Here is a 20,379-nt window from a genome sequence, read left to right on the forward strand (position 1 = left end):
AAACTTATGCATTAGGAAACCCTCCGAGAAACAATCGAGGCTCAAACGTGTGGCCACGGACTTGGTTCCAATACAATTTTAACCAAACTGTGTCCGCCTTCTATTTGCCCACAGGCCGGCTGAACACCCCACCAATAATTACCGCCAGCCAGCCACCGATCATGCCCACGCCACCGATTGGCGCAGCCATGGGAAAAGCCGCATGCCCCAGATATTGCCGCGCCAGCAGGTCGCCCGCGAAAACCAGCGTACCCAGCCCGAGCAGGATCGCGGCCGCATCGAACAGCCGCCCACGCAGGGATGACAGCCCCAGCGCCAGCAGAGCCGGCCCATGCGCCAGGCACACCATGGCGATCGGCCCCAGATTGGTGCCATCGCCGCCGTGACTGGCCGCAGCCGCCGCCATCACCCCGCCGCCACCCAGAATGCCCGCCACCACGATCGTCAGCCGCGCCAAAACCGGGTTGGTCTGTGCCATGAAATTTCCATCCTGCGCTGTCGGGGGCGACACCATGCCGTCCGCCCTTTCCCCTGCCCTCGCCTTCGGCTAAACCGGAAGCGCGAATGGGACGACTTATCATGACTGACGACACAACGGCAGCGCGCCACGCTGCCGCAGAACGCGTTGCGCAATCCGCTGGCTGGAGGACTGAACTGCGCGCCATGTTCACTCTGGCCTGGCCGCTGGTCATCGCCCAACTGGCGCAGAACGCCCTCACCACCACCGACGTCATCATGATCGGCTGGCTCGGCCCCACCTATCTGGCCGCGGCGACGCTGGCGACCACCTTCCTCATGCCCTTCCTCGTCGCAGGCATGGGCATCGTCGGTGCCGTGGCACCGCTGGTGGCGCAGGCGCGCGGCGCTCGCGATATCAAGGCCGTCCGTCGCATCGTGCGCCAGGGCGCCTGGGCCGCCATCCTGCTCGCCGCGCTGCTGACCCCGCTGATCTGGCAGATCAAGCCGATTTTCCTCGCACTGGGCCAGAATGCCAGTGCCACCGAAATGGCCGAGCAGTTCATTCATATCGGCGTCTGGATGCTGTTTCCGGCGCTGTTGCTCACCGTGCTGCGTTCGCTGGTGTCGGCGTTCGACGACACGCGCGTCATCCTGTGGATCACCGTGGCCGGCGTGTTCTTCAATGCCGGGATGAACTACCTGCTGATTTTCGGCAATTTCGGCTTTCCCCGGCTGGAACTGCGCGGCGCGGCGATTTCAACGGTCACCACCAACCTGCTGATGTTCGCGCTGATGCTGGCCTATGTGCTGCGCCATCGCCGCTTCAAGCGTTTCCACATTCTGCTGCGCTTCCATAAGCCCGACTGGCTCCGCTTCCGCGAAATCTTCCGTATCGGCACGCCGATCGGGCTGACCGTGCTGGCCGAAGTGGGCCTGTTCACCGCCGCCGCCCTGCTGATGGGCCGCCTGGGCACCGATGAAGTGGCCGCCCACGCCATTGCCCTGCAATGCGCCTCGATGGCCTTCATGGTGCCCCTGGGCATCGGCGCCGCCACCACGGTGCGCGTCGGGCTGGCCTATGGCCGCAGCGACCCGCAGGGCGTGCATCGCGCCGGCTGGACTGCTATCGCCGTCGGCGTCGCCTTCATGGCGCTGTCCTGCCTGCTGTTCCTGACGCTCGCGCCCTTCGTGGTCGGCCTCTTCCTCAATGCCAACGAGCCGGGAAATGCCAATGCGCTCGCGCTCGCCGCCACCTTCCTCGTCGTCGCCGGCGTGTTCCAACTGGTCGATGGCGCGCAGGTCGTTTCCGCCCATGCCCTGCGCGGACTCAGCGACACGACGGTGCCGATGATCCTCGCCATTGCCGGCTATTGGCTCATCGGCCTGCCGATCGCCTATGTGCTGGGCTTTGTGGTGCAATGGCGCGGCGTCGGCATCTGGATCGGCCTCGCCGCCGGTCTCGCCTTCGTCGCCGTAGTCCTCGTCACCCGCTTCGCCTTGCGCGAACGGCTGGGCCTGATGCGGCCGCGTTAATACCCGGTCGCGTTCTGGATAAAGTCGGCGCGAGCGCGCCGGGCAGCGTCCGATTTAACGTCCACCATGGCGTGCATGAACGCCGATAGCGCCGGGCACAGATCGGGATCGCTAACCTTGCCGGCGGCGATCGAGACGACGTAGGACGGCGGATGGCCATCGGTGACAATCTGGGTCATCACCGCATCCCAGTCGCTCTGGCTGGCGACGCCCACCACGTCGGGATCCTCCACCGCACTCACCACGGCGGAAAAATAGGCCGCGCTCTGCCGGTCCAGCTCCAGCGCATAGCCCGGCGCTGCGCCGATCGTGTACAGCGCCCCCGCGCCATCGGTCGCAAAGCCGCCGCACACCGCCGCGCCATCACGCTGCAGCACGCTTTGGTAAAAATCGGCCAGGCTCAGCACCACCAGCGCCGACATGTCAGCTCGCGCAAACTGCAATTGCGACGCATACTGCTTGCGCAGCGCCGTCAGCTCGAGAAACGCCCGCTGCATCTTCAACTGCGGCGAGATTTCCGTGCTGTCGATATCGCCAAAACTCTGTTCCAGCGCCTGCAGGTCTTGTGGAAAATCGGCAGCCAACACACTGCGGGTAACCGGGTACTGTTCGGCGAATAATGCCGCAGTCGTCTCGTTAGTGGTTTCGACAGCGAACGCGGGCGGAGCCAGCGCGGCGAGGGCAACAAGGGCAATTGCAAAAAGCTTCATGCCCGAACTCTGCAAACTGCGATGCATCCCGTCAATCCTATTGTCGCGGCCAATCGCCCATCCGGTTGCGAAACCACGTCCGCTGCCGCTTGGCATATTGATGGGTGGCGGTGATCGCTAGCCGCAGCGTCTCCTCGCGCGACAATCGTCCCGCCAGCCAATCGGCAATTTCGGGCACCCCGATCGCCTTCATCGCCGGCAGGCTGGGATCGATCTGCTGCGCCAGGATCGCCTCCACCTCCTCCACCGCGCCACTCTCGAACATTGCCTCGAACCGTCGTGCGATCCGATCGCGCAACACATCGCGATCGGGGTCCAAAACCAGCCTTTCGATTTTCCAGCTTTCCAGCATGCTGGCTCGCGGCGCGTCCTGAAAGCACGAAATCGTCTGCCCCGTCGCCCGTTTGACCGCCAGCGCCCGGATCACCCTTTGCGGGTCCGCGACCCTGAGCCGAGCCGCTGTCTCAGGATCCTCCCGCTGCAGCAAGGCCAGCCGCCCCGCCGCATCCAGCGCTTGAATCTCCTGTTGAACTTCAAGTGCGATTTCCGCCGGCACCTGCGGAATTTCGGCGAATCCATTCAGCAACGCATCGAAGTAAAGCCCTGTCCCGCCTACAAAAATCAGCGGCCGCTCCCCCGTCTCGGCAATCGCCTCCGTTACCGCATCCACCCACCGCCCGGTCGAAAACCGCACCGCCGCCGGCACAAATCCATAAAGCCGGTGCTCCGCCCGAGCCAGGTCCTCCGCCCCCGGCCGCGCCGTCACCACCGCCAGCGTGTCATAAACCTGCATCGCATCGGCATTGACGATCACCGCCCCCCGCTCCGCCGCCAGCTCAAGCGCCAGCGCCGACTTGCCGCTGGCAGTCGGACCCGCTATCAGCACTGCAACCCGCCCGCTCATCACCGACATCCCCAAGAGACCTCACCTATGCCGGTTCTCTGCCTCATCGCCAATCCCACCGATAGCGAACTCGACGTGGCCCTCGCCGCCCGCGTGGTCAAACAGGTGGGGGGCGAGCTTAACTGGCTTAACCATTCTATTGCCTGCGAAATCCTCGAGCCGAAGTCAACCGACGCGCTCGCCGAGGCCCGTGAAATCATCGGCGCCGCCAAGGTCGATGCCGCCCTGGTGCCCACCGAAAACCGCCGCAAGCAGATCCTCGTCGCCGACATGGACTCCACCATGATCAACGAGGAATGCATCGATGAGCTTGCCGATGCCATCGGCATCAAGGACCAGGTCGCCGCCATCACTGACCGCGCCATGCGGGGCGAGCTGGATTTTGGCCAGGCCCTCGATACCCGCGTCGCCCTGCTCAAGGGCCTGCAGCGCAAGGTCATCGAGGCCGTCCGCCGCGAGAACATTACCTTGGCCCCCGGCGGCCGCGCCCTGATTTCCACCATGAAAGCCTATGGCGCCTATACCTCGCTGGTCTCTGGTGGCTTCACGATCTTCGCCGATTATTTCGGCAAGCGCATCGGCTTCGACGAGGCCATCGCCAATGTGCTGCTGTTCGAGGACGACGCCCTGACCGGCACGGTGCAAAAGCCCATCGTCGACAAGAACACCAAGCGCGAACGCCTAACGGCCCTAGCAGCCGACCGCAATCTTCCGCTGAGCCAAACCATCGCAGTCGGCGACGGCGCCAACGATCTCGATATGATCCGCATCGCCGGTTTCGGCGTCGCCCTGCACGCCAAACCCGCCGTTGCCGCCGAAGCCGGCATCCGCATCGACCACGGCGACCTCACGGCGCTACTCTATTTGCAGGGCTATGACGACGAGGAAATCGTGCGGTGATTATCGAAACCGAACGGCTGATCATCCGCCAGTGGCAGGACGGCGACCGAGCCGCCTATGCGAGTTTCGTTGCCGACCCGGTGGTCCGCCGCTTCTATACCGGCACCATGACGGCCGAACAGAGTGACGCGGCCATCGACAGCTACATCGCGGGCTATGAACAAGACGGTTTCGGCTTTTGGCCTGCCATCCGCAAAATTGATGGCGCATTGATTGGCGATGTCGGCCTCGCGCCGGTACGGATGCCGCTCAATGGCGCGCCGCCCGCAGAAATCGGCTGGCTGCTCGGCCAACAATTCTGGGGCCATGGCTACGCGCCTGAGGCGGCCCGTGGCGTACTGGCCTTCGCCTTTGAAGGCTTTAGCTTAACCGAAATCGTGGCCTTCACCGCCACCTCCAACTTGCCCAGTCAACGTGTAATGCAGAAGATCGGCATGACACGCGACCAAGACGGTGACTTCGAGCATCCGTTGGTGCCGGAAGGCCACAAGCTACGCCCCCACCTGCTCTATCGGATCGCCAACCCAAACCGCCTTTAGCCCAACTTCACCGCAATAAACCGGCTCGATCCCGCCGGGTCGGTGACCTTGAACAGCACGACCGGGCGTTTGGCGGTGCTGGCTTCGGTTACCAGCGCTTCTATCTCCTCGACGCTGGACACCGGCTTCTGGTTGACCTCAGTGATCAGCAGGCCAGGGATCAGGCCCTTGTCATAGGCGTCGCTGCCGTCGGTCACCTGGGTGATGATGATGCCGTTGACGGCTGCGTCGATCCCGAATTCGGCCCGTGCCGCGTCGTTCAGCGGCGCCACGCCGAGGCCGAGCAACTCATCTAGCCCGACGGCAGGCGCGGTATCCGTCATTGCCGGCGCCGGCTTGTCGCTGCCCGCCACCATCGCCGTATCGCTCGGCACTTCCAGCCTTCCCAACGTGATATCGACGTCCTCTTCGGAGCCGTTGCGCAACACCTTGACTGGCACGGCGCGACCAACCTCGGTCTCGGCCACAATGCGCGGGAGGTCGCGCATCCGCGCCACCGTCTTGCCGTCGAACTGCAAAATCACGTCGCCTTCCAGTAGCACTCCGATCGAGGGTCCCGCCGGATCGACATCCACCACCATGGCCCCGTTGGTGTTAGGCCGGTCGAGACTGAGCGCGATATCGTCGGTAACCTCCTGGATGCCGACGCCGAGCCAGCCGCGCCGCGTCTCGCCGAACTCGGTCAGCTGGCGCACCACGGGCGCCGCCAGATTGCCCGGCACCGCGAAGCCGATGCCCAGCGACGAGCCTCCCCTTGCGATGATTGCAGTGTTGATGCCTACGACCTTGCCGAACATATCGAACAGCGGTCCGCCAGAATTGCCTTGGTTGATCGAGGCATCGGTCTGGATGAAATTATCGTAGGGCCCCGCCTCGATATCGCGGTTGCGCGCCGAGACGATGCCCAGCGTCACCGAGCCGCCCAGCCCGAATGGATTGCCGATCGCCATGACCCAATCGCCGACCTGCGCGCTGTCGCTATCGCCGAATTGCACGAAGGGCAGCGGCGTCGGTGACTCGATCTTGAGGACGGCCAGGTCCGTTTTGTCGTCATGCCCGGCCAGCTTCGCTGGCAGCCGACGCCCATCGGTCAGATAGATTTCGATCTCGTCGGCGCCCTCGATGACGTGATTGTTGGTGACGATATAACCGTCGGCGCTGATGATGAAACCGGAGCCCAGGCTGGTGGCCTCCTGCATCGGGCCTTTGCCCTTGCCCTCATTGGGGTTGAGGTGGTCGAACATGTCCCCCAGCGGCGAACCCTCAGGAAATTCCGGGAAGGGCGTGCCGCCCGGCACGTGCGTGGTACTGCCGATATTGACCACGGCTGGCGATAATTGCGCCGCCAGCGCGGCAACGGATTTCGGGCCCTGCGGCTCGGCCTGCGCATAGGCGGGGCTGGTAGCCAAAACCACGGCCAGCACCAAACCTGCGATTGCAAAACGCCCCATGCTGCACTCCCCTACTCTTCGGCATTTGACGCAAAGCCAATTTAGCCGCGCTGGCGTGGGAAGCAACCGGCTCGATTGCGCGATAGGGTTAACCGGGCACAAGAAACAGTGAAGCCGGCGCTATCGGAAGATAGCGCCGGCTTCGGATTAGGGGAACTGCGTCTTACTGGACCGCAGGAGCAGCCGGGGTTTGCGCAGGAGCGGCCGGCGTTTCTGCAGGCGCAGCGGGTACGATCGGATCAACTGGCGCCGGCACATCGGTGCCGACCGTGGGCGTCAGTTGAGAGCCATCCTGTAGCGTGATGGTCGGAGGCGCGGGCGACTCTTCGATACCCAGGCCATCCAGCGCTGGCTCGTTGGACGGCGGCGCCGTCAGCGGAGCTGCGGTCGGCTGGATCGGCGGAGCCAGATTGGTGCTGGCCGCAGGGAGCGAGCCGTTGGAGCCGAAGTACTTGAAGAACTCCGAACCCGGCGACAGCACCATGGTCGTGCCAGTGCCGACCAGCGACTTCCGATAAGCCTGCATCGAACGGTAGAACTCAAAGAATTCCTCGTTCTGACCATAGGCCGCCGCAAACAGCCGGTTACGCTCAGCGTCACCAGTACCGCGGATGATTTCCGCGTCACGGGTTGCCGCTGCCACGATTTCCACGGCCTGACGATCGGCGATAGCGCGCAGGCTCTGTGCCTGCTCCTGCCCACGGGCCCGCAGCAAGGCGGCTTCAGCCAGACGTTCGGCGCGCATGCGTTCGAACGTGGTCGCCGAAACTTCGGCATCGAGATCGGTGCGCAGGATACGCACGTCGACCACGTCGATACCCAATTCGGCCAGATCCGGCCGGATCAGGTCACGTACTTCCTGCATCATCTGCGCACGCTGTTCCGACAGCGCCGCATTGAATTCACGCAGGCCGTAGACCTGACGCAGGGCCGAGTCGAGACTGGCCCCGATACGGTCCTCGGCAACCGAGAGCTGGCCAGTAGCACGCTCGCGGAACAGGCGGGGATCGGCGATCCGGTAGGTCAGGAACGCGTCGACCTGGTAGAAGGCATTGCCCGAAACCTGGACGCGCATATTGGCGATATCATAGCGCAACAGGCGATCTTCGATGATCTGGACGCTGTCGACGATATCGGTCGGCACCTTGAAATAGATGCCTGGTTCGGTGCGAACGTCGGTGATCTGGCCGAAGCGCATGACGATGGCCTGCTGGCGCTCGTCCACCACATAAAGCGACGAGAACAGCACGTAGATAGCAGCGACGATAAGCACGCCGATGACGATGAGACGGTTTTGCATGGCTTAGTTCCCCGTCGTCTGGTTGGTCGTCGCGGGGACGTTGGTTTTCGGGCCGGCCTTCAATTCAGGCAATGGGAGATAGGGAATAACGCCCTGCCCGCCTTCGCCCTTTTCGAGCAGGACCTTTTCGGATCCGCCCAGCACGTCTTCCATGGTCTCGAGGAACAGGCGCTTGCGCGTCACCTCGGGCGAGTTGACGTATTCGGCATAGACGGCGTTGAAGCGCTCGGCCTCACCGGTCGCTTCCTGCACCACGCGGTTGGTATAGGCGGCAGCATCTTCACGCAGCGCCGCAGCACGGCCACGGGCATTACCCAGCAGCGTATTGGCATAAGCGCGCGCTTCTTCCTGCAGGCGGGTCTCGTCCTGGCGGGCACGCTGCACTTCGTTGAAGGCATCGATGACTTCGGCTGGCGGACCAGCGTTTTCGATCAGCACCTGGCTGACATTGACGCCTAGGCCGTAGCTCTGGAGGATGCCCTGCGTGATCGAGAGAACTTCGGCCGAAACGCCGCTACGGTCATCGCTATAGATGTCCTGCGCGGGACGGCGGCCGACGACTTCGCGCATGGCGCTTTCGGCAGCGAAGCGCACCATGGATTCCTGGTCGCGCACGTTGAACAGATACTGCACCGGATCGTTGATCGCCCAGAACACCGAGAACTGGACGTTGACGATGTTCTGGTCGCCCGACAGCATCAGGCCTTCGTCAGAACTCGATGCATTCGTCCGAGAGCCGCTCGCATTGGCGACGCCGATCTGGGTTTGATTGACGGTGGTGACCACCCGCTCAACCGTTTCCATGGGCCACAGATGGAAATGCAGCCCCGGCATGGAAAGTTCAGGCTTGGGCTGGCCGAAGCGCAGCTCGACGCCAACTTCCTGCGGATCGATCGTGTAGATCGAGTTCAGCAGCCAGAAACCGATGACGACAACGACGCCGCCGATGATGGCCCAGCGTCCGCCGGGCAGACCGCCCTGGAACTGGTCGCGGCCGCGGTTGAGAATATCTTCGAGGTTGGGCGTCTTGCCCGGCCGGCGTGGCCCGCCACCACCGCCACCAGGGGCTTGGCCCCAGGGTCCGCCATTATTATTGCGGCCACCGTCGCCTCCGTTATTCTCCCACGGCATCGCGTCCCTTTCGGATGTTTTTTAAAGTCATTGCAGCCCTATATAGGGAAGGCTTCTCCGCCGATCAATGCGCACAGTCCTAACGCCGCTCGTACACTTTGACGCGGTAGGTGGCGCTGTCCTTGTCGGAGGGGGTAATCTCGGGCAGATCGACCACTGCCCACTCTTCAGGATGGATTGCGGGAAACCGCACATCCCCCTTCGGATGCAGGTCGATATGGCTGATATAGAGCCGGTCGGCCCGGTTCATCATCTGGGCATAAAGCTCGCCCCCGCCAATGATCATGATCTCGTCAACGCCATCAGCCGCCGCGATGTTTCGCGCCTCTGCCAGCGCCGCATCGATACTGGAAAACACCAGCGTGCCCTCAGGCTGGTAGTCCTCTTGCCGCGTCACGATGATATTGGTGCGCCCCGGTAACGGCTTGCCGACCGTGTCGAACTGCTTGCGTCCCATGACGATAGGCTTGCCCATGGTCATGCGCTTGAAATAGGCGAAATCGGACGGAATGCGCCAGGGTATCGTCTGGCTGGACCCGATCACCCCGTTCTCGGCGACACCGGCGATCATGGCGATCCGCACGCTCATGCGGCACCCAGCCGCAGCAGCGCATCACCCTCGACCCGCACCTTGGTCCATTCGTCCTGCATGACGCCGCCCTGCGATTTGTAGAACTCGATCGAGGGCTCGTTCCAGTCGAGCACCCACCACTCGAAGCGCCCCAACTTCTCGGTGACGCAGCGCCGCGCCAGATCGATCAGCAGCGCCTTGCCGATGCCCTTGCCGCGCAGTTCGGGATCGACATAGAGGTCTTCCAGCCAGATGCCGTGCCGCCCCTGGAACGTCGAATACGTATAGAACCAGAGGGCAAACCCGACCGGCCTGCCCTCCCATTCGGCGATTTCGCAGAACACTTTAGGCTCAGCGCCGAACAGGTCGCGGACGATATCCGCTTCGCTGGCCTTGGCCTCGTGCTCAAGCTTTTCATACGTGGCCAGCGCCAGAACGAACGCGACGATGGTCGCCGCGTCCCCCGCTACCGCAGGCCGGATCACCAGACTCATTGCTGCCAATCGTTCTTGACCAGCAACAGCACTTCCAGCTCGTTCTCATAGGGCGGCGACCAGTCGGTCGCGGTCATCTGGAACGTCGTCGGCCCGATCTTCTTGACGCCCTCGCCGCAGAACGACACCAGGTTGGCCTCGTCGCCCTTGTCCACCGTCAGCGAGAACTTGCCGATCGGGCCGAACCAGTTATTGCCGGTCGACCAGATGTAGGAAATCCAGCTTTCGGTGAATGGGTACTGCGTATAGCCGTCCGTGGTGGTGCCCTGCTTCTTGATGGCGGCGATCAGATCGTCATCGACGCAATATTTCTTCTGATAGGCGGCAAGCTGCTCGTTGGAATAGGTATCGTCGTCCGAGCTCTTCATGAAGGTGGCGATCACCGTGCCGCCGACGCTGGGCTTGTAGGTGTGAACCACGTCGGCGTCCTTGCCAGCCTCGAAGGTGGCTTCCCAGCTATAGGTTGAGCGCAGCGTCCACATCGGGGTCGTATCCACCTGTGGCCCGTTTCCGGCATCATATTCCATGGGAATGACCAGGCCCTCGCCGGTCAGCGTCGCCTTGTCGGCGTCCGACAGCGCGTTCAGCGCCGCGAGCGTTTCCTGGCCATAGGGCGCCAGTGGAATGCCCATTTTCTTCAGTTCTTCGGAATAGTCGATGTTGTTGGCGAACGCATATTGATGCAGCACCGCATCCACCGGCTTGCCGTTGAACGTGGTCTGGAAGCCAAAGATATTCTCGGGATCTTCGGTGGGAATACCCACCATGAAGTCGCCATCGCCGGTGATGTCGGGCATCGGGAACGCCACCAGGATATGCTGGTCCTGATCCGATTTGTTGTGGAACTTGTAGACCACCTTGACCTGCTCGGCGGAGATCGAGAGGTCTTCCGACGCCATCTCGATATCTTCATTGGTCACGAAGACCAGCCCGCCGGTGCCCAATTGGGCCGTGGTGTCGTTGGCCATAGCCGGCAGCGGCGCCAGTACCAGCGCACAGGCCAGCGCGTGAATCAGCTTCATCTCTTGTCTCTCCAAAGACGCAATAGGTTCAAGCGCTTCCCCCGGTCACCCGAATCTCATCCTCAGGAAGAAGCCCGGCATCGGCGCACCATCTAGCGCTTAATCGTCGGCACCTGAAAGATAGCTGAACCGAATAGCTAAACGGAGACCGCCGCCTTGATATGCGGCAGCGGATCATAGCCCTCGAACACGATATCCTCGAAGGTAAAGCCCTCGAGTTCGCTTACCGCCGGGTTCAGCACCAGCTTGGGCAGAGCCCGCGGCGTCCGCGTCAACTGTTCGCGCGCCTGATCGAAGTGGTTGGAATAGAGATGCACGTCGCCGAACGTGTGCACGAAATCGCCCACCTGCAGCCCGGTCACCTGTGCCACCATATGCGTCAGCAGCGCGTAGGAAGCGATGTTGAACGGCACGCCCAGGAAGGTGTCGGCCGAGCGCTGATAGAGCTGGCAGCTCAATTTGCCGTTGGCCACATAAAACTGGAACAGGCAGTGGCACGGCGGCAGCGCCATCTCGTCCACTTCCGCCGGGTTCCACGCCGAAACGATATGCCGGCGCGAATCCGGTTTGGTGCGGATCGAGTGCACGACGTTGGCGATCTGGTCGATATGCCCGCCATTCGGCCTTGGCCAGCTGCGCCATTGGGAGCCATAGACCGGCCCTAGGTCGCCATTCTCGTCGGCCCAAGAATCCCAGATCTTGACGCCGCGCTCTTGCAGCCAGCGCACATTGGTCTCGCCGCGCAGGAACCACAGCAGCTCATAGACGATCGATTTGATATGCAGCTTCTTGGTGGTCAGCAGCGGAAACCCCTGCGAGAGGTCGAACCGCATCTGGTACCCGAACAGCGAGCGCGTGCCCGTACCGGTCCGGTCACCCTTGTCGGTGCCATGTTCGAGAATGTCGGTGAGAAGCTTGAGATAGGGCTGCATGAGACCATCCTAATGTGATTCGGCCGCAGCCTCAGGCCGTTCCCACGGACTTTTCCATGAGCCGCGTCAGCAGGTCGATCTGCTCCTGCTGCTTGCCGATCAGCCGTTTGAGATCATCATTGCGCAACTGGTCGATCTTGTCGTGTAGCGCCATGATTTCGATCTCCGCCTTGAGATTGCACTCATAGTCATGGCCGGTCACCAGGCGATCCTTAGCTGCCTGCCGGTTCTGGCTCATCATGATCACCGGCGCCTGCACCGCCGCCAGCATCGACAGCAGCAGGTTGAGGAAGATGAACGGGTAAGGATCTGGCGCGCCGCCGCGCATGATCAGATTGTAGCCGACCCAGGCCAGCAACACGACGCCGAAGCTGATCAGGAAGGTCCATGAGCCGCCAAAAGAGGCGACGCCGTCTGCAAGGCGCTGCCCGAATGTCGATTTGTCGTCGAACACTTCGCTCGTATCGCGCGACAGCGCCTGTCTGCCGATCGCCTGCTTCAGCACCTGACGTTCGCGCTTGGTCAGCGCCTGCTCGCCCTTGCCCAGAAAGCGCTCGGCAGCGGTGATGAGTTTGTCGCTCGAAGTATCGGTCATGGCTGGCTCTCTTGGCTTGTCGCCACCAATCTACACCGATTTCATGGCTTTCGCCGCTATGACACCTTCGGCATATGACCGTGCGATGTCACAATTATCGCCCGGCACTATTTTCATCGCGCCCCGGCCCGCCTATATAGAAGCTGCTCGCAAGAGCTATGGCGATAAACTGTCATCGTAATAAACCTTTCGGACCCGGGGGCAGTACCCGGCGCCTCCACCATCTTCCCGCTCACGCGGGCAGCCAATGGGGGCGAAACAGGATCGACGAGGGCGTAAAGGGTGTGCTTTTGCTCGGTGAGGTACCACCGTTATCGGTCCAAAACTTATAGTTGCAAATGACAACCATAAGGCTCCAGTCGCTCTCGCCGCGTAAGCGGTGCTAGCATTGGGAAATTAAGTCCTCCACCCCTAGCCGGGTGACAGGCGGGGTCCGCAGGCACCTGGCAACAGAAGCCTGCACCTTCCCTTTTATTGCTCCGTGCGCCTTTGTTCTTGAAATCTCATGGAACGTAGGGCTGATATGGGTTCTTGCTGCGACGCGGACGCCTGCTCGCCGCGGCTTGGCTGCTAAACTGCAGCAAATTTGAACTTGGGACTTCCGTTTCGCCCCAATCGGGACGAAAAAGGGGGCCACGGGATTCTCCCCAAACGCCGGAAGGGCGCCTATGGCCGAAGATCTGATCCGCTACGACATTCTGGCACAGGAAGCGCTGCGCGGCGTCGTTCGCAAAGTGCTGTCAGAAGTCGCCAAGACAGGCCTACCGGGCGACCACCACTTTTTCATCTCCTTCATGACCCGCGCGCCGGGCGTTCGTATTTCCGAGAAACTGCTCGGTCAGTACGACAAGGAAATGACCATCGTCATTCAGAACCAGTATTGGGACCTCAAGGTCACTGAAACCGGGTTCGAGATCGGCCTCTCCTTCGACGGCCAGCCCGAATTGCTGGTCGTGCCCTTCTCCTCGATCAAGGGATTCTTCGATCCCTCCGTGCAGTTCGGCCTGCAATTCGACCCCGTTGGCGCCAAGGCCGACGATGAGGACGAAGACGACGGTGACGACCGCGAAGGCGCCGCCAACGGCGATAGCGCCGCCGCCGATGAAAAGCCTGGCGAAAAGGTCGTCAGCCTCGACGCGTTCCGCAAGAAGCCCTGATCAGGGTGCAGGCCGGCATAGCATGAATATGGAAAGACCCTGAGCGTTGGAAAAGCGCTCGCTTTCTATCGCGGGGCATCGCACCAGCATAGCGCTGGAGCCCGAATTCTGGGCTGCGCTTGATGCCATGGCCAAAGAAGCCGGCCAACCACTGGCCGCATTGATCCGCTCGATCGACGGCAGTCGTGCCACCACCAACTTGTCATCGGCGGTTAGATTGGCTGTGTTGGCTTGGTATCAGGGCAAGGTCCGGCAGAACTAAGCGCAGTAAATTTGCCGCAAGGCTGGGGAATAGCCCTCAGTCCACCCACCCCCACCGCCCTTCCCGCGGACTTGATCCGCGGGCCTCTCGCCGCTTGTGCCGTGGTGAGCGTGGCCCACGGGTCAAGCCCGTGGGAAGATGGTGCGTGGGATCGTTATGCAACGCCCCCTAGTTCAGCAGCATCCGTTAATTCAACGGCATCACGAACTGCCCCGGCGTCGATGCCGGCGGCAGACCCAAATCCAGTGGCCCCTGCAAAATCGGGTCACTCTGCGGATTGGGCGGCGTCTGCTGTTGCTGGAACCGCAAAGCCTCCGCCTCCGCCGCTTCCCGCGCGGCCACTTCTGCCGCCGCCTTGGCCGCTGCTTCCGCCGCAGCCTTGCGCTGGGCCGCGATCAGTTTGTTGCGCTCCTCGGCCGCGGCGCGCTGCCGTTCGGCGTCCGCCGCCTGCAATGCCTGTAGCCGATCCACCTCGATTTCGTTGGCCCGCATCTGCACCGCAGCCACAAAATTATCGAGGTTGAGACTGGTCACCGGTGCCGCCAGCGTACCGCTCACACGATTGCCGATAAGCGCCGTATCGGCGGTGACCAGATCGTTCGGATCGGTGAACCCGGAAGGGCTCATTACGAAATTGCCATCCAGCCCCAGCGTATCCAGGCGCACATTGAGATCGCCGCCCAGCTTGGCGCCATTGCCCTCAACCAAAAGATTGGTCATTCGCGCCACGCCCCCCGCGATGGTGAAGGCCCCATTGGCGGTCGGCGCGGTAAACTGCCCCTGCCCCAGCGATAGTCCGATCAGCGCAGCCAGCGCATCGCCATCGGTCTCCAGCACATCATTGAGCCCCGCGACCGTCGGGAACACCTTGGGATCAAGCTGCCGCACCGTCAGGTCATGCAGGGTGAAATTGCCCTCGCCCGACAGCACGCCCAGGATGCTGGCGATGCTGGCGCCGGTTCCCTCGATGCTGACGCCGCCGTCGAGCGTGCCACCCACCGCTTCGGCAACGGCAGGTGACACCACGTCGTCGAGATTGACTCCCGCCAGCGTCAGCCGCCCGGTCACCGATTTGTCGGGCAACGGCCCCGCGCAACACACAACGAGATCACCGCTGACCGTCCCCGCCCCGATGGCTGCCGACAGCCGTCCCAGCCGCAACTTCGTTTCGTCCCAGCTCAGATCGAACTTGGTGCCGGTTACTGTCGTCGTGCCCACCATCACCTTGGGCACCGTCACTGCCACCGATCCGCGGGTTTGCCGCGGCGCGTGTCCGGTATTGATCGGCCCATCCGGCCACACCCCACCGCCCGGCACCAGCGCCGAAGCGCCCATCACGCTGCCCGCCAGGCCGGCGATATCGACGCTGTCGACCGACATCGTACCGGCGATCACACTGGCGTCTCCCGTGCGCGATTGCGACAGGTCCCCCGAAAACCCGCTCGCGCCGGACTTGCCCACAATTTCGGTCAGCCGCGTCGCGCGGATGCCGTCAAAATCGAGCGCAGCATTAACCTCGGTGATCGGCAGGCTCAATCCATCAATGCCCACCAACTGCGCCACCCCGCCGCCATTGAGCGCCGTGCCATGCAGCGTGCCGGTCCCTTGCAGTTCGCCATTGCTCACCAGCAGCGTGCCCGAATAGCTCAGGCTCTGCGCGCCGACGCTGGCGGTAATCTGGCTGGTCAAGCTGTTGGACGGGGAACCCGAAAAGTTCAGGGCCACCAGCATCGAACCATCATCGCCGAACAGTTCAGCATCGCCAAAGCCCAATTGCCGGGTCAACGCCGCCGGATCGTTTGACTCCAGCGATCCATTCAAGCGCAACTGCCCGCTCAGTGCCTGCCCGACCCCGCCCGCCATCTGCGCCGTCGCATTGATCGCAGCGGTTCCCAGCGTGCCGCCCAAGGTCAGCGTTTGCCCGCCATTTTCCTCGACGGCGTCGAGATCGAAAATCACCTCGCCCGGCAGCGACAGCCCGACGAAATCGCGCCATGCCGCAGGCACCGCCCCGAGGTCGTACAGCGCCGCCAGCGCGGGCGCGTCACCCTTGTCCGCCTTGACGCGCCCCGAGCCCGAAAACTTCGGCTCGGCAAACGTGCCGGCCAGTTGCAGGGCAGCGTCCAGCCCGACGCCGCCAAAATCGACCGCCGATAGCCGGGTGAAACTCAGGCCGCTATTGCCCCACTGACCTTCGGCCGCCAGCCCTGCGCCAGCCTGTCCCAAGAGCGTTGCGCTCTTGGCCGATAGCGAAAAGCTGCCGCTGGGAAAGCTCACCGGGAACGACGGCTCGACCGCGATATTGGGCAGCAGTGCGCCCAAAACGGCGCTGTCGCCGGGATTGAGATCGTCGAAATGTCCCACCACATCGAGTCGCTTTTCAGCGCCAAAACCCACGCGCAATTCAACCGCATGGCTCTTGCCATTCAGCGTCAGCGTCCCTTGGCTCAGCCCCAAAGCGTCGCCCATCAACAACACCTTGGCATCCAGCGAACCGGGCACATTGAGCAGGCGATTTGCCTCATCGGGCTTGCGCCACAGCCGCGCCAGCGCATCCAGCCGCTGCGTCGTCACCGAGGCCTGGCCGTTAAACGCCGGCTTGCCGTTCTGCGCCTGCAGCACGCCACTGGCGCGCATGGCGGCCTCACCCGGCAATTGCGCGGTAAACTGCTCGACCTGCCAAACCTTGCCATCGGTGCTGGCATCCATGCGCACGTCGCGCAGCGCGAAGCCGCGTAGGCCCACCTCGGCCAGGTCCACCCCAATCCGTCCGGGCAGCGGCGGAATCATTGGCGCGGGAAATTCCGACAGCATCCGCACGAACTCGTACGGCAAAAGTGTCGGGTCTTCCTTGGCGTCGCGCGGCGGCAGGGTGAAGACGCCGCCCGAGATCACCGCATCGAAACTGCGGCGGGTGCCCAGTTGCACGCTGGCCGCACCCGTTAACCGCATACCGGCTCGGTTCTCATCGGGCTGCAGCGTATAGGATGAAAACACAATCCGGTCGGTCGAGGCGGCCACTTGCGCCTCCAGCACCAGGTCGCCGCGAATATCATCGGCGGTCTCGCCCACCGGCGGCTTCTGCCGCAGGCTCAGCCTGCCGTCGAATTTCGGCGCCATACCGGCCTCGAGCTGCCCCTCCGCCGAGATTGAGGCGCCGCCATCAACCGCCGTTATGCTGGCCGTCAGCCGGCTATAGCCATCGGCATCGACCGCCGCCGAATTGACGCGGATGCCATAGCGGCCGCTATTGATCGTGGCACTGCCCTGGAATTGATACGGCCCCGAAAAGCTGTCCAGCCCCAATTCGCCGTCGACGTCGCTGGCGACCAGGTTCTGCGCGGCCCGCGTATCGGCCAGCCGGATCGTGCCGTCGACAACCGTCGCCTGCTTCAACGCAACGCTGCCCTTGCCGCCCTCGCCGAACGTTATGCCGCTGCCGAACAGCCCGCTTTCGTCGATCGCCACATCGAACACCGGCTGGCGCAGCACCAGATGGGTGACGTTGTAATCGTCGCGCAAAAACTCCAGCAGCGAAAAATCGGCCTCCACCGTGCCGATCGTCGCCGCCGGATCAGTCGGCGGTCCCACCAGCACATCGGAAAAGCTCAAGCGCGGCTGCGGCAGCAGGCTGAATTCGATATCGCCGCGAATGACCACCTCGGCACCAAGCAACCCGGACGCCAGCGCCTCCATGCGCTCGCGATAATCGCTCCATTGCACGAACCGCGGCACAATGAATGCCGCCGCGAGCACAAGAATCGCCAGCATGCCGATGATGATGTAAATGCGATTGAGCACTTGGGTTTCGCCCGGGTTCGTCGCGGTGAGTTTAGGCAAGTCAGGCTGCCACGCAAGTGCGTGATTGCTTTGTATTATCGGCAAGAATCTGGCCTTCGGCGGCCTCTTCTATCACGCTTGCGTCAAGCGCCACGCTTTAAGCTCAAAAGCGCCCATATATCGGCCTCGCCATATACATGGGGCGCCCCGCTGCCTATATTGCAAACGAGAACAAAAAGAGATTCGTCAAGCCGCATGACCGCCGATGCCAACAGAATGGAACGCCCCGCCGCTGGCTCGATCACGAGCCAGTTCAAACGTGCGCCGGCGCCCGACTACCTGAGCGGCCTCAACGATGAGCAGCGCGACGCAGTTGTGTCCATCGACGGGCCGCTGCTCGTTCTGGCTGGCGCAGGCACCGGCAAGACGCGCGTCTTGACCACGCGGATCGCTCATATCATCAATACCAATCGCGCCTGGCCGTCCCAAATTCTTTCGGTGACCTTCACCAACAAGGCCGCCCGGGAAATGAAAGAGCGCATCGAAAAACTCGTGCCGCGCCTTGAGAGCATGCCCTGGATGGGCACCTTCCATTCCATCGGCGCGCGTATTCTGAGGGCTCACGCCGAACTTGTCGGCCTGAAGTCGACCTTCACCATTCTCGATACCGACGACCAGATTCGCCTCATCAAGCAATTGCTGGAAGCCGACAATATCGATGAGAAGCGGTGGCCTGCCAAGCTCTTCGCCTCCATGATGGACGGCTGGAAGAACAAGGGCCTGCTGCCAAAGGATGTGTCGCCGGCCGATAGTGGCAGCTACGCAAATGGCCGCGGCTCCAAGCTCTATGCCGATTATCAGGCCCGCCTGAAATCGCTCAACGCCGCCGATTTCGGCGACCTGCTGCTCGAATGCATCCGCCTGTTCAAGGAAAATCCGGATGTGTTGGCCGAATACCACCGCAAGTTCAAATACATGCTGGTGGACGAATACCAGGACAGCAATGTTGCCCAATATCTCTGGCTGCGCCTGCTGGCCTCCGGCAAGCCCGCGTCCGAAGCCAATATCTGCGTCGTCGGCGACGACGATCAGTCGATCTACGGCTGGCGCGGCGCCGAAGTCGACAATATCCTGCGCTTCGAAAAGGATTTTCCCGGCGCCAAGGTGATCAAGCTGGAGCGCAACTACCGCTCCACGGCCAATATCCTCAAGGCCGCAGCACACCTGATAGCGCACAACGAGTCCCGCCTCGGTAAGACCCTGCAGACCGATGTCGGGGAAAATGGGGAACTCGTGCAGGTCACTCAGGTGTCGGACAGTGACGGCGAAGCGCGCAACGTCGGAGAGGACATTGAGCAACGCCAGCGAGAGGGTGACGCGCTCAACTCTATTGCGATTCTTGTCAGAGCCTCGCACCAGATGCGCGCCTTTGAGGAGCGTTTCATTACACTGGGCCTGAATTACAGAGTCATTGGAGGCCCGCGCTTTTACGAGCGCAAGGAAATCCGCGATGCCCTGGCATATCTTCGCCTTGTCGCCCAGCCTGCCGACGACTTGGCCTTTGAGCGCATCATCAACACGCCCAAGCGCGGTATCGGCGATACTACGGTCAAGATGCTCATGCAGGCAGCGCGGCATCGGGACATACCCATGCTTTCCGCCACCCGCATGCTGCTCGAAACAGATGAACTCAAAGCTAAGCAGCGTACCACTTTGCGCAGCGTTATCGGCCAGTTCGACGATTGGGCTTTCCGCTCCCAAACACTAAAGCCTTTCGAATTGGTCGAGCATATCCTGGAAGAGAGCGGCTACATTGATATGCTCACCGCCGAAAAGTCGCTTGAGGCTGACGGCCGCAAAGAAAACCTTAAGGAACTCAGCCGCGCGATGGAGGAGTTTGACACCCTCGGAAGCTTCCTCGAACATATTTCGCTGGTGATGGACCGGGGCAGTGCAGACGAGGCCGATGCAGTCTCAATCATGACGTTGCATTCGGCCAAGGGGTTGGAGTTCGACACGGTCTTCCTGCCAGGGTGGGAAGAAGGTCTGTTCCCCAGCCAGCGCACCATGGACGAGTCCGGCACAGCAGGTGTCGAAGAAGAGCGTCGACTTGCCTATGTCGGACTAACCAGGGCGCGGAAGCGCATTAGGGTATCTTTCGCGCAGAATCGATGGACACCAGGCCGTCAGGCCACCCAGTTCAACCTTCCTTCTCGCTTCGTTGATGAACTTCCTAAGGACGCAGTGGAGACCAAGGATCTTGGCTCTGCCTATGGTGGTTACGGCTATGGCGGCGGTGGCAGCGGGGGTGCTTACTCGCGCTTCAACAAGGCCGACCCGTTCGAAAGCGTCTACGAAACCCCCGGCTGGCAACGCGCCCGCGCCCAGCAAGGCGCCCGCAAGGGCGGCGGTCCGCTGACCATCGACGGCGACCTCGTCGCCCGCTCCGTCGATCTCGGCGGCGACCGTTCCGCCTTCGCCTTCGGCGACCGCGTCTTCCACCTCAAGTTCGGCTACGGCGCCATCTCGGGCATCGAGGGCAACAAACTGACCATCGATTTCGAAAAAGCCGGTCGCAAAAAGGTATTGGATAGTTTTATCAAGAAGGGGTGAGGTCGTACGCTCGGCGACCTGAAGAG

At 62.3% G+C, this 20,379-nt stretch carries 18 protein-coding genes and 1 other RNA gene; 7 read left to right on the top strand and 12 right to left on the bottom strand.

The features are described 5' to 3' along the window. Positions 1-100: 100 nt before the first annotated feature. Positions 101-478, bottom strand: a complete 378-nt coding sequence (locus tag JWP26_RS01790; protein ID WP_299722575.1) for a DUF423 domain-containing protein — start codon at positions 476-478, stop codon at positions 101-103. Positions 479-579: 101 nt separating this feature from the next. Between JWP26_RS01790 and JWP26_RS01795 the strand changes: the two genes are divergently transcribed. Further along, positions 580-1,992, top strand: a complete 1,413-nt coding sequence (locus tag JWP26_RS01795) for an MATE family efflux transporter (protein ID WP_299722578.1) — start codon at positions 580-582, stop codon at positions 1,990-1,992. On the opposite strand, the gene JWP26_RS01800 is transcribed toward JWP26_RS01795, so the two are convergent. Both JWP26_RS01800 and miaA read right to left on the bottom strand, forming a co-directional pair. Next, on the bottom strand, positions 1,989-2,702 hold the full coding sequence (locus tag JWP26_RS01800) for a hypothetical protein (RefSeq protein ID WP_299722581.1): 714 nt from the start codon (positions 2,700-2,702) through the stop codon (positions 1,989-1,991). The two genes, JWP26_RS01795 and JWP26_RS01800, sit on opposite strands and share 4 nt — an antisense overlap. 37 nt (positions 2,703-2,739) lie before the next feature. Beyond that, positions 2,740-3,615 (bottom strand): tRNA (adenosine(37)-N6)-dimethylallyltransferase MiaA, encoded by an 876-nt coding sequence (gene miaA / locus JWP26_RS01805; RefSeq protein WP_299722584.1) that lies wholly within the window; start codon positions 3,613-3,615, stop codon positions 2,740-2,742. A gap of 273 nt (positions 3,616-3,888) precedes the next feature. Here miaA and serB point away from each other — a divergent pair, with 273 nt between their 5' ends. Then, entirely contained in the window at positions 3,889-4,506 is a 618-nt protein-coding gene (serB, locus tag JWP26_RS01810) for a phosphoserine phosphatase SerB (RefSeq protein WP_367184051.1), read from the top strand. Then, positions 4,503-5,045: a GNAT family N-acetyltransferase gene (locus JWP26_RS01815; RefSeq protein ID WP_299722587.1), complete on the top strand. Its 543-nt coding sequence runs from the start codon at positions 4,503-4,505 to the stop codon at positions 5,043-5,045. Before serB ends, JWP26_RS01815 begins: the two co-directional genes overlap by 4 nt. Here JWP26_RS01815 and JWP26_RS01820 read toward each other — a convergent pair. From JWP26_RS01820 to JWP26_RS01855, 8 genes are all read right to left on the bottom strand, one after another. Beyond that, complete coding sequence (locus JWP26_RS01820; RefSeq protein ID WP_299722590.1) at positions 5,042-6,496, bottom strand: Do family serine endopeptidase; 1,455 nt, start codon at positions 6,494-6,496, stop codon at positions 5,042-5,044. The two genes, JWP26_RS01815 and JWP26_RS01820, sit on opposite strands and share 4 nt — an antisense overlap. Positions 6,497-6,659: 163 nt before the next feature. After that, on the bottom strand, positions 6,660-7,796 hold the full coding sequence (locus JWP26_RS01825; RefSeq protein ID WP_299722593.1) for a protease modulator HflC: 1,137 nt from the start codon (positions 7,794-7,796) through the stop codon (positions 6,660-6,662). 3 nt (positions 7,797-7,799) lie between these two features. Beyond that, positions 7,800-8,927 (bottom strand): FtsH protease activity modulator HflK, encoded by a 1,128-nt coding sequence (hflK, locus tag JWP26_RS01830; RefSeq protein WP_299722596.1) that lies wholly within the window; start codon positions 8,925-8,927, stop codon positions 7,800-7,802. A gap of 79 nt (positions 8,928-9,006) precedes the next feature. After that, positions 9,007-9,516, bottom strand: a complete 510-nt coding sequence (locus JWP26_RS01835) for a dihydrofolate reductase (protein WP_299722599.1) — start codon at positions 9,514-9,516, stop codon at positions 9,007-9,009. After that, positions 9,513-9,992, bottom strand: coding sequence for a GNAT family N-acetyltransferase (locus tag JWP26_RS01840; protein ID WP_299722602.1), 480 nt, complete (start codon positions 9,990-9,992; stop codon positions 9,513-9,515). The genes JWP26_RS01835 and JWP26_RS01840 overlap by 4 nt, the downstream gene beginning before the upstream one ends. Continuing rightward, positions 9,989-11,014: a DUF4424 domain-containing protein gene (locus JWP26_RS01845; RefSeq protein WP_299722604.1), complete on the bottom strand. Its 1,026-nt coding sequence runs from the start codon at positions 11,012-11,014 to the stop codon at positions 9,989-9,991. The genes JWP26_RS01840 and JWP26_RS01845 overlap by 4 nt, the downstream gene beginning before the upstream one ends. A 137-nt stretch (positions 11,015-11,151) precedes the next feature. Continuing rightward, positions 11,152-11,946, bottom strand: coding sequence for a thymidylate synthase (locus JWP26_RS01850; protein ID WP_299722607.1), 795 nt, complete (start codon positions 11,944-11,946; stop codon positions 11,152-11,154). A 31-nt stretch (positions 11,947-11,977) separates the two neighbouring features. Continuing rightward, entirely contained in the window at positions 11,978-12,541 is a 564-nt protein-coding gene (locus tag JWP26_RS01855; RefSeq protein ID WP_299722610.1) for a DUF1003 domain-containing protein, read from the bottom strand. A 106-nt stretch (positions 12,542-12,647) separates the two neighbouring features. Between JWP26_RS01855 and ssrA the strand changes: the two genes are divergently transcribed. From ssrA to JWP26_RS01870, 3 genes are all read left to right on the top strand, one after another. Then, positions 12,648-13,005, top strand: a transfer-messenger RNA (tmRNA) gene (gene ssrA, locus JWP26_RS01860). 204 nt (positions 13,006-13,209) lie between these two features. Continuing rightward, a complete protein-coding gene (locus JWP26_RS01865; protein WP_299722613.1) occupies positions 13,210-13,698 on the top strand; it encodes an SspB family protein in 489 nt (162 codons plus the stop codon). Positions 13,699-13,744: 46 nt separating this feature from the next. Further along, positions 13,745-13,960 carry a ribbon-helix-helix domain-containing protein gene (locus JWP26_RS01870; protein ID WP_299722616.1) on the top strand — a complete coding sequence of 72 codons (216 nt, stop codon included), beginning with the start codon at positions 13,745-13,747 and terminating at the stop codon, positions 13,958-13,960. 186 nt (positions 13,961-14,146) lie between these two features. Here JWP26_RS01870 and JWP26_RS01875 read toward each other — a convergent pair whose 3' ends face one another. After that, complete coding sequence (locus JWP26_RS01875; protein WP_299722619.1) at positions 14,147-17,800, bottom strand: AsmA family protein; 3,654 nt, start codon at positions 17,798-17,800, stop codon at positions 14,147-14,149. A gap of 216 nt (positions 17,801-18,016) precedes the next feature. On the opposite strand from JWP26_RS01875, the gene JWP26_RS01880 reads away from it, so the two are divergent. Continuing rightward, the gene (locus JWP26_RS01880) at positions 18,017-20,353 is read left to right on the top strand and encodes an ATP-dependent helicase (RefSeq protein ID WP_299723233.1); all 2,337 of its coding nucleotides are present in this window, start codon (positions 18,017-18,019) and stop codon (positions 20,351-20,353) included. The last annotated feature ends 26 nt before the right edge of the window (positions 20,354-20,379 follow it).

The sequence above is a fragment of the Devosia sp. genome, assembly GCF_028290435.1.
Lineage (GTDB): Bacteria > Pseudomonadota > Alphaproteobacteria > Rhizobiales > Devosiaceae > Devosia.